Here is a 7,291-nt window from a genome sequence, read left to right as displayed (position 1 = left end):
TGGCCACCGCCACCGAGGCGATCGGCCAGGGGGCGGACGCCGGAGGAGGTCAGGCCGCAGGATGCCTGTGTCTGACGCTCTTCGAGGGCACGGCCGACCACACCGGGTCCCGCCACGCCGAGACACGGGCGCTGCTGCTCGCCCACGGGGCCGTGTCGCTGGGCGCCGGCCCCGCCGAGGCGTGGGAGCACGGCCGCTTCGGTGCGCCCGTGCTGAGAGACTCGTTGATCGACAACGGCGCGCTGGTCGAGACGCTGGAGACCGCCACCGACTGGTCGAACCTGTCCGCGCTACGGGAGGCCGTCGCCCGGGCCCTGAGCGACTCGCTCGAGTCCAGCGGCACCCCCGCGTTGGTCATGTGCCATATCAGTCACGTCTACCCCACGGGGGCCTCGCTCTACTTCACGGTGGTGGCGGGCCAGCGTGGCGAGGACCCCATAACCCAGTGGACGGACGCCAAGCGGGCGGCGTCCGAGGCCATCATGCGTGCGGGCGGGACGATCACCCACCATCACGCCGTCGGCGTGGACCACAAGCCCTACCTCGCGGCCGAGATCGGCGAGGTGGGGGTGCGGATGCTGCGAGCGGTCAAGGACGCCGTCGATCCGCGGGGCGTGTGCAACCCGGGGACACTGGTCCCGTGAGCGCGACGCCGTCCGACCGCCGGATCCGGACGGTCGCGATGCTGATCAACCCGGCCGCCGGTGGGGGGCGCGGCGAGCGGATCGCGGAGAGGGCGGCAGCGAGGCTGCGCTCGCACGGGCTCGAGGTCGAGTCCCTGAGGGGAGCACACGCGCAGGAGTCCCTCGACCTCTCCCGGCAGGCTGTCGCCGACGGGGTGGACGCCCTCGTCGTGTGCGGAGGGGACGGGATGGTCTCGCTGGCCGTGCAGGCACAGGCGTTCTCGGGTGTCCCGATCGGCATCATCCCGGCGGGCACCGGAAACGACCTCGCCCGTGAGTACGGCATCCCGCTGACCAGTCCCGAGGCCGCCGCCGATGTCGTCGCCGCCGGTCGCGTGGAGCAGGTGGACCTGGGCCGGGCCACTCCGGACGGCGGCGCGCCCCGCCTCTTCGCGTCCGTACTGTGCGCGGGGCTCGACTCGGCGGTCAACCGTCGCGTCAACGAGATGTCGATCCTCCGGGGGCCGCTTCGCTACGTCCTGGCCTCGGTCATCGAGTTCCCGACCTACCGGCCCCGCCCGTTCCGCATGACCTTCGACGCCGGTGAGCCGGGGGAGGAGACCATCGAGGCGGAGGTCCTTCTCAGCGCCTTCGCCATCACCCGGACCTACGGAGGAGACATGAGGATCGCCCCCGACGCGGATCGATCCGACGGCCTGTTCGATGTGTGTTACGTCGGCAGGATCTCCAAGCCCCGGCTGGCGTGGCACTTCCGCAGGATCTACTCCGGCACCCACGTGGGCCTCCGTGGGGTCACCACGAGGCGGTGCAGGTCGGTCCGCATCGACGCTCCGGAGGTGGAGGCGTTCGCCGACGGTGACGCCGTGGCGCCACTTCCGGTGACCGTCGAGGTCCTGCCGGGCGCCGGTCTGTTCCTGGTCCCACGTTAACTTCAGTACCACCAGTAACACTGATATTCGCAGGTCACGGCCGTAACGCGGGGGCGCTACCTCATCCGTCAATCGACTCGCTTCAGGCGCGCCGGAACGGCATGATCACCTCCATGCGCTCCAGGCTCACCGCGTCACTCGCGACAATCGCCGTCACCTCCGCCACTCTGATCAGTGGTGGGGCCGCCACGGCCTCCGCCCAGGCCCTACCGCCGTTCATCCCGCAGCACGTGGTGGACGGGCTGATCTCCCAGGCCCGTGCCGCGGTGCCGGCCGAGGTGTGGGCGGCGGTCGGCTCGACGGAGATGATGTATCGACCCGTCTCCGGGGGGTTGCGCGAGGGCATCGTCCGCGAGATCGACTCGTACCGGGTGTCGAAGGGTCTCCGCGTCCTCGCCCCCAACGCCGATCTGGACCGCGAGGCTCAGGCCTGGGCCGACAGGCTGGCCGCCCAGGACGCCGTCTACCACAACCAGGCCCTGCTGAGCCGGGGCTTCGGGGAGAACATCGTCGCCGCGGGGACGCACTGCGGGGCCGTATGTCTGGTCGACCTGTGGAAGAACTCACCCGGCCACAACGACAACCTGATCGACCCGGGGTACCGTTCGGCGGGAATGGGGATCGCCTACTCGGCCGGCGGCAAAGTGTTCGTGGTGCACAACTTCGCCTACTGAGTCCGGGCCCGGGCAGCGGGACCGCCGCCAAGCACACCGAACAGACGAGGGAGACCATGTCCGAACGGATAACGCGCGCACTGAGACTCAGGACGGACCCGGGGATCTTCCTCACGACTGTGGCGGTCATCGTCGCTTTCGTGGTGGTCACGTTCGTGGCGGGGGACTGGGTGGGAGAGGTGTTCGGCGCCGCCTCGGGATGGATCATGACCAACCTCGGGTGGTTCTACATCGCCGGGGTCTCGATCTTCCTGCTCTTCCTGCTGTGGATCGCGCTGAGTCGGTTCGGCCACGTCCGGCTCGGTGCCGACGACGAGGTGCCCGAGCACTCCACAGCGGCCTGGTTCGGCATGCTGTTCGCCGCCGGGATCGGCACCATCCTCATGTTCTGGGGCGTGGCCGAACCGATCTCGCACTTCGCCACCCCGCCCCGCGGCGGGGTCGATCCGGGGAGCAGGGAGGCGGCCCAGGAGGCCATGGCCTTCACGCTCTACCACTTCGGGCTGCACACCTGGACGATCTTCGCGCTGCCCGCTCTGGCTTTCGCCTACTTCATCTACAAGCGCAAGATGCCCCCGCGCGTCAGCTCCATCTTCGCGCCCATCCTCGGCAACCGCGTCTACGGACCGATCGGCAAAGCCATCGACGTGGTGGCGCTGGTCGGCACGGTGTTCGGTGTGGCGACCTCCGTCGGGCTCGGCACCCTCCAGATCAACGCCGGACTCAACGAGCTCTTCGGGATCACCGTGTCGCCGCTGGTGCAGGTGCTCGTCATCGGTGTCGTCACCACGGTCGCGTGCATCTCTGTCGCCGCCGGGTTGGACAAGGGGATCAAGCGGCTGTCCACCGTCAACATCGCCATGGCCGTCGCGTTGCTGGCCTTCATCGTGATCGCCGGACCCACCCTGTTCCTGCTCAAGGGGACGGTGGAGACCTTCGGTGTGTACGCCTCGACCCTGCCTGAACTGGCGTTCTGGAACAACGTGTTCCCGGCCGACGGTGACCTGGCGACGTGGCAGAACACCTGGACCGTCTTCTACTGGGCGTGGACCATCACGTGGTCGCCGTTCGTCGGCATCTTCATCGCCCGGATCAGCCGTGGCCGGACCATCCGCGAGTTCGTCTTCGGGGTGCTCGTCCTCCCGGTGGCCTTCTCCATCGTGTGGTTCGGCGTGTTCGGCATGGCCTCGTTCGACATCGAGCTGAACGGGCCCGGTGGACTGGTGGAGGCGGTGGTCGACGACGGTGACATCCCGGGTGCGCTGTTCGCGTTCCTGTCGAACTACCCGCTGGCGACCCTCGTCTCCGGGATCGCCGTGCTGATCGTCGTCATCTTCTTCACCACGTCGGTCGACTCCGCCGCGATGGTCGTGGACATGATGGCCTCGGGGGAGGACGACACCGTCTCGCCGTCGCCGACGCACCAGCGTGTGATCTGGGGCGTCCTCATGGGCGCCGTGGCCGCGACGCTGCTCGCCGGAACCGGAACGGGTGGACTCACCGCCCTCCAGGAGGTCATCACCGTCATCGGTCTGCCCTTCTTCGTCATGGGCTTCGTGATGATGTACAGCCTGGTCAAGGGGATCTCCGCCGATCTGGGCGAACGTACGCCCACTGTGACGAGGCAGTGGGACCGCGCATACTCGCCCGAGGAGTTCGAGAAGAACGAGACCACACCCTCGCCCGAACCGATCGGCCCGCTCCACCGGATCCCGAACGGTGAGGAGGACGACGGCGCGCCGAACCCACTCGAGCAGCCCACCGACCCCGACTGAGATCGTCGTCAGTGTCCTCTCACGTCGAGCATCGTCATCCCCGCGTGCATCTCCCACACGAGGATCTCGGCACCGTCTGTGCAGTCCGTGCCGGCGGTGACCCGTCGGCCGCCCGTGGCGGTGAGCCGCGCGGCGTCGCCGGTCGACAGCTCTCCGCAGTCCTCCAGCTCGACCGAGCCGACGGGCACGTAGAGGTGGAGGTAGGGCGCGTCGGGGAGCTGTACCGACCTGCCCGGATGGAGGCGCGCCGCATGGAGGGCGGAGCTGTCGTTGCGGATGCGGATGGCGGCCCGGTCGGCGTGGGCACGGAGGCCTCCGGCGACGACGGCTAGACGGTTCTCCAGTTCGCCGTGTTCGATCTCGCACTGCTCGTAGCCCGGGTCTCCGCCCGTGGAGTCGGGGACGACCCACATCTGGACCAGGTGGACCGGCTCGGTGGGCGGTTCGGAGTGCTGGATCGAACCGTCGCGCCAGCCGTCATTGCGCTCGGAGTGCAGGATTCCCGACCCCGCGCTCATCCGCTGGGCGAGCCCGGGGTAGATGATCCCGCTATGGCCCTCGGAGTCCTGGTGGACCAGAGAACCGGACAGGACCCAGGTGATGATCTCCATGTCGCGGTGGCCGTGGGTGTCGAACCCGCTGCCCGGCGCGATCCGGTCGTCGTTGTTGACCAGGAGTCGCCCGAAGTGGGTGTTCATCGGGTCCTGGTGTCGGGCGAAGGAGAAGGAGTGGCGCGAGTCCAGCCACCCCCCGCCGGTGTGGGAACGCGTGGACGATCGATGGATTCTGACCTCTGGACCGGACACGGCACCCCCACCCATAGCTGATACAACAGCAATAGTATCGTCGTCCCCACCCTGGCCGGGGCGGGCCGGGCGACCAGAACGGCCGTCCAACTTTTTTCGCTGATGTGACTACGGTCCCCCGCGACCGGGCGTAGGCTGACAGCCGTCAGTGACGGCAGTCACATCTTTCGCTGGGAGGTTTCGATGCTGCAGAACGCTCTGGTCGCCACGCTGCGCGTGGGGGTCGCCACGACCAACGAGGTGGCACACCTCGTCGTCGACAACACGCTGGGCCGTTTCCTCGACACCAACCCGGACAAGGTGCGCTGACCCTCCCGGGGTCTACATCCCGTCGGCGGTGCCCTCACTTCCGCCCAGGGCGTGGTCAGGTTGTTCCGGGGTCTGGTAGATCCGCTTCTGCTCCTCCAGGCCGCGCGAACCCGTCGTCGCGGTCCCGTCCCCGGGGCCGACACTCTGCCCGTCACTGTGGCCACCGCTGCCCGGCGCATCCGGGTCGATTCCGGAGGCGTCCTGCGCGGTCGCCGGATCCGGCGCGCTGCCGTCGCCCACCCGTGTGCCGTCGATCGTGTTGCCCAGGTCCTCCGGGGTCTCGGGGGATTTCTCCGAACTCATGCGGTCCTCCTGTGGTGGTGTGTGCGGGGTGGTGTCGACCCTAACCGCGAGGCCCTCGACGTGCCTCCGGTCGTCACCGCGGGGGCCGCACCGGGGTGACGATCATCCGGCAACGCCTATCCTGGTGCCCATGTCGGACAATCCCTTCGGTCGGGTCATCACCGCGATGGTGACCCCTATGCACGACGACGGCTCGATCGACTTCGACGGTCTCCAGCGACTCGCTGTCCATCTGGCCGACCACGGCCACGACGGACTGCTGGTCAACGGCACGACCGGCGAGTCCGCCACCACGACCGACGAGGAGGACTACGACGCGGTCGCCGCCGTCGTCGACGCGGTGGGAGACCGCGTGGCGGTGATGGCCGGGTGCGGCACCAACGACACGGAGCACTCGATCCGCGCGGCCACCGAGATGGTGAAACGGGGCGCCGACACCCTCCTGGTGGTCACGCCGTACTACAACAAACCCACGCAGCACGGGATCGTCGAGCACTTCCGCATGATCGCCGACGCCGCCGGCCGCCCCGTGATGGCCTACGACATCCCGGGGCGGACCGGTACCGCGCTGGCCACGGACACGATCCGGCGGTTGGCGGAGATCCCGGGTCTGCGTGCGGTCAAGGACGCCAAGGGCGATCTGTTCGAGGCCAGCCGGCTCATGGCCGAGACCGAGCTGCTGTGGTTCTCCGGCGACGACGTGCTCAACCTCGCGTTCCTCGCGCTGGGGGCCACCGGGGTCGTCTCGGTGGTCGGGCATGTGGCCGGTGACGACTACCGGGCCATGGTCGACGCCGTCGACGCCGGCGACCTGCCCCGGGCCCGCGAGATCCACACCCGTCTGATCCCGGCCGTCGACGCGATCATGCACACCTCGCAGGGAGCGATCCAGATCAAGGCCGCCCTCAAGATGCAGGGCCTGATCGGATCCGATCGACTCCGCATGCCTCTGCTCCAGGGCCCGCCGGAGCACCTCGACCGGCTCCGCGAGGGACTGGCCGCGTCCGGGCTCGCCTGAGTCCACCGCGGAACGGGCTACCGGAAGGCCGCCATCTCCGAGCACCGCTCCCAGAGCGCTGCGGCGACGCGCCTGTCGTGGGACGTGCGACTCGATCGGACGATGGCGGGATGCCCCCTCAGCCCACCGAGGCGGTCGGGGCCCACGAACGTCGCGCCCGGCAGGTCCGGCACGGTGGCGGCGTAGAGCACGGACAGCGCGCCCATCTCCGGGGTCAGGCCGGCCCACGAGATCGAGTTGCCCAACTCGAAGAACCGGTCGGCGGCGGGGCGGCCGCTCTGCCGGAGGAGTTCGGTGGCGGTGTACCCGGGGTGCGCGGCCATTGACCGGACCGTACTGCCCTCGCGGCCGAGCCGCCGCTGCCACTCGTAGGCGAGCATGATGCAGGCCAGCTTCGAGTTGGCATAGGCCGCCATGGGTCGGTACCCGCGCAGGTCCATGCTCAGATCGTCGGGATCGACATGCCCCCGCAGGTGCGCGAGTGACCCGAGCCAGACCACGCGATCGGTGAGCTGCGGCAGCAGCCCCTGGGTGAGCGCATGGTGACCGAGTGCGTTGACGCCGAACTGCATTTCGTGGCCCTGGGCGGTCCGTGAGTGCGGGAGGTTCATGACGCCGGCATTGTTGATCAGGACGTCCACCCGGTCCGCGGTCCCGGCGACGAACTCGTCCACCGAGTCGAGGTCGGCGAGGTCCAACCGACGGACCTGCGCCCTGTCCCGGCCCCCGGCCGGCAGCGAGGCCCGGGCGGCCTCGGCCTTCCCGAGGTCCCGGCACGCCATGACCACCCTCGCGCCACGCGCGACGAGGGCTCGCGTGGCGGCCAGGCCGAA

At 69.3% G+C, this 7,291-nt stretch carries 9 protein-coding genes; 6 read left to right on the top strand and 3 right to left on the bottom strand.

Annotation, left to right across the window (positions count from 1 at the left end; genetic code table 11):
• The 4 genes from G6019_RS00110 to G6019_RS00095 all read left to right on the top strand — a co-directional run.
• On the top strand, positions 1 to 644 hold a 644-nt coding region (locus G6019_RS00110; RefSeq protein WP_304506188.1), incomplete at its 5' end, for an FAD-linked oxidase C-terminal domain-containing protein.
• Positions 641 to 1,573 (top strand): diacylglycerol kinase, encoded by a 933-nt coding sequence (locus G6019_RS00105; protein ID WP_107757621.1) that lies wholly within the window; start codon positions 641 to 643, stop codon positions 1,571 to 1,573. The genes G6019_RS00110 and G6019_RS00105, both read left to right, overlap by 4 nt.
• 113 nt (positions 1,574 to 1,686) lie before the next feature.
• The gene (locus tag G6019_RS00100; RefSeq protein WP_231750392.1) at positions 1,687 to 2,247 is read left to right on the top strand and encodes a CAP domain-containing protein; all 561 of its coding nucleotides are present in this window, start codon (positions 1,687 to 1,689) and stop codon (positions 2,245 to 2,247) included.
• Positions 2,248 to 2,303: 56 nt separating this feature from the next.
• Complete coding sequence (locus G6019_RS00095) at positions 2,304 to 4,022, top strand: BCCT family transporter (RefSeq protein WP_182612227.1); 1,719 nt, start codon at positions 2,304 to 2,306, stop codon at positions 4,020 to 4,022.
• 8 nt (positions 4,023 to 4,030) lie between these two features.
• On the opposite strand, the gene G6019_RS00090 is transcribed toward G6019_RS00095, so the two are convergent.
• The gene (locus G6019_RS00090; protein WP_107757618.1) at positions 4,031 to 4,843 is read right to left on the bottom strand and encodes a pirin family protein; all 813 of its coding nucleotides are present in this window, start codon (positions 4,841 to 4,843) and stop codon (positions 4,031 to 4,033) included.
• A 168-nt stretch (positions 4,844 to 5,011) separates the two neighbouring features.
• Between G6019_RS00090 and G6019_RS17560 the strand changes: the two genes are divergently transcribed.
• Entirely contained in the window at positions 5,012 to 5,137 is a 126-nt protein-coding gene (locus G6019_RS17560; protein ID WP_017837372.1) for a hypothetical protein, read from the top strand.
• A 12-nt stretch (positions 5,138 to 5,149) separates the two neighbouring features.
• Here the strand turns inward: G6019_RS17560 and G6019_RS00085 are convergent, their stop codons facing one another.
• A complete protein-coding gene (locus tag G6019_RS00085; protein ID WP_107757617.1) occupies positions 5,150 to 5,440 on the bottom strand; it encodes a hypothetical protein in 291 nt (96 codons plus the stop codon).
• Positions 5,441 to 5,570: 130 nt separating this feature from the next.
• Here G6019_RS00085 and dapA point away from each other — a divergent pair, with 130 nt between their 5' ends.
• On the top strand, positions 5,571 to 6,458 hold the full coding sequence (dapA, locus tag G6019_RS00080) for a 4-hydroxy-tetrahydrodipicolinate synthase (protein WP_107757616.1): 888 nt from the start codon (positions 5,571 to 5,573) through the stop codon (positions 6,456 to 6,458).
• A 17-nt stretch (positions 6,459 to 6,475) separates the two neighbouring features.
• Here dapA and G6019_RS00075 read toward each other — a convergent pair.
• Positions 6,476 to 7,291, bottom strand: an 816-nt coding sequence (locus tag G6019_RS00075) for an SDR family NAD(P)-dependent oxidoreductase (RefSeq protein ID WP_241725769.1), incomplete at its 5' end; no start/stop codon positions are given.

The sequence above is a fragment of the Dietzia sp. DQ12-76 genome, from assembly GCF_014145045.1.
GTDB lineage: Bacteria > Actinomycetota > Actinomycetes > Mycobacteriales > Mycobacteriaceae > Dietzia.
This window is presented reverse-complemented; position numbering and strand designations above follow the sequence as displayed.

Excerpts from the sequence above, each read along its gene's own strand:
- G6019_RS00100 (WP_231750392.1), top strand. The coding sequence starts at position 1,687 with ATGCGCTCCAGGCTCACCGCGTCACTCGCGACAATCGCCGTCACCTCC.
- G6019_RS00095 (WP_182612227.1), top strand. The coding sequence starts at position 2,304 with ATGTCCGAACGGATAACGCGCGCACTGAGACTCAGGACGGACCCGGGG.
- G6019_RS00090 (WP_107757618.1), bottom strand. The coding sequence starts at position 4,843 with ATGGGTGGGGGTGCCGTGTCCGGTCCAGAGGTCAGAATCCATCGATCG.
- G6019_RS17560 (WP_017837372.1), top strand. The coding sequence starts at position 5,012 with ATGCTGCAGAACGCTCTGGTCGCCACGCTGCGCGTGGGGGTCGCCACG.
- G6019_RS00085 (WP_107757617.1), bottom strand. The coding sequence starts at position 5,440 with ATGAGTTCGGAGAAATCCCCCGAGACCCCGGAGGACCTGGGCAACACG.
- dapA (WP_107757616.1), top strand. The coding sequence starts at position 5,571 with ATGTCGGACAATCCCTTCGGTCGGGTCATCACCGCGATGGTGACCCCT.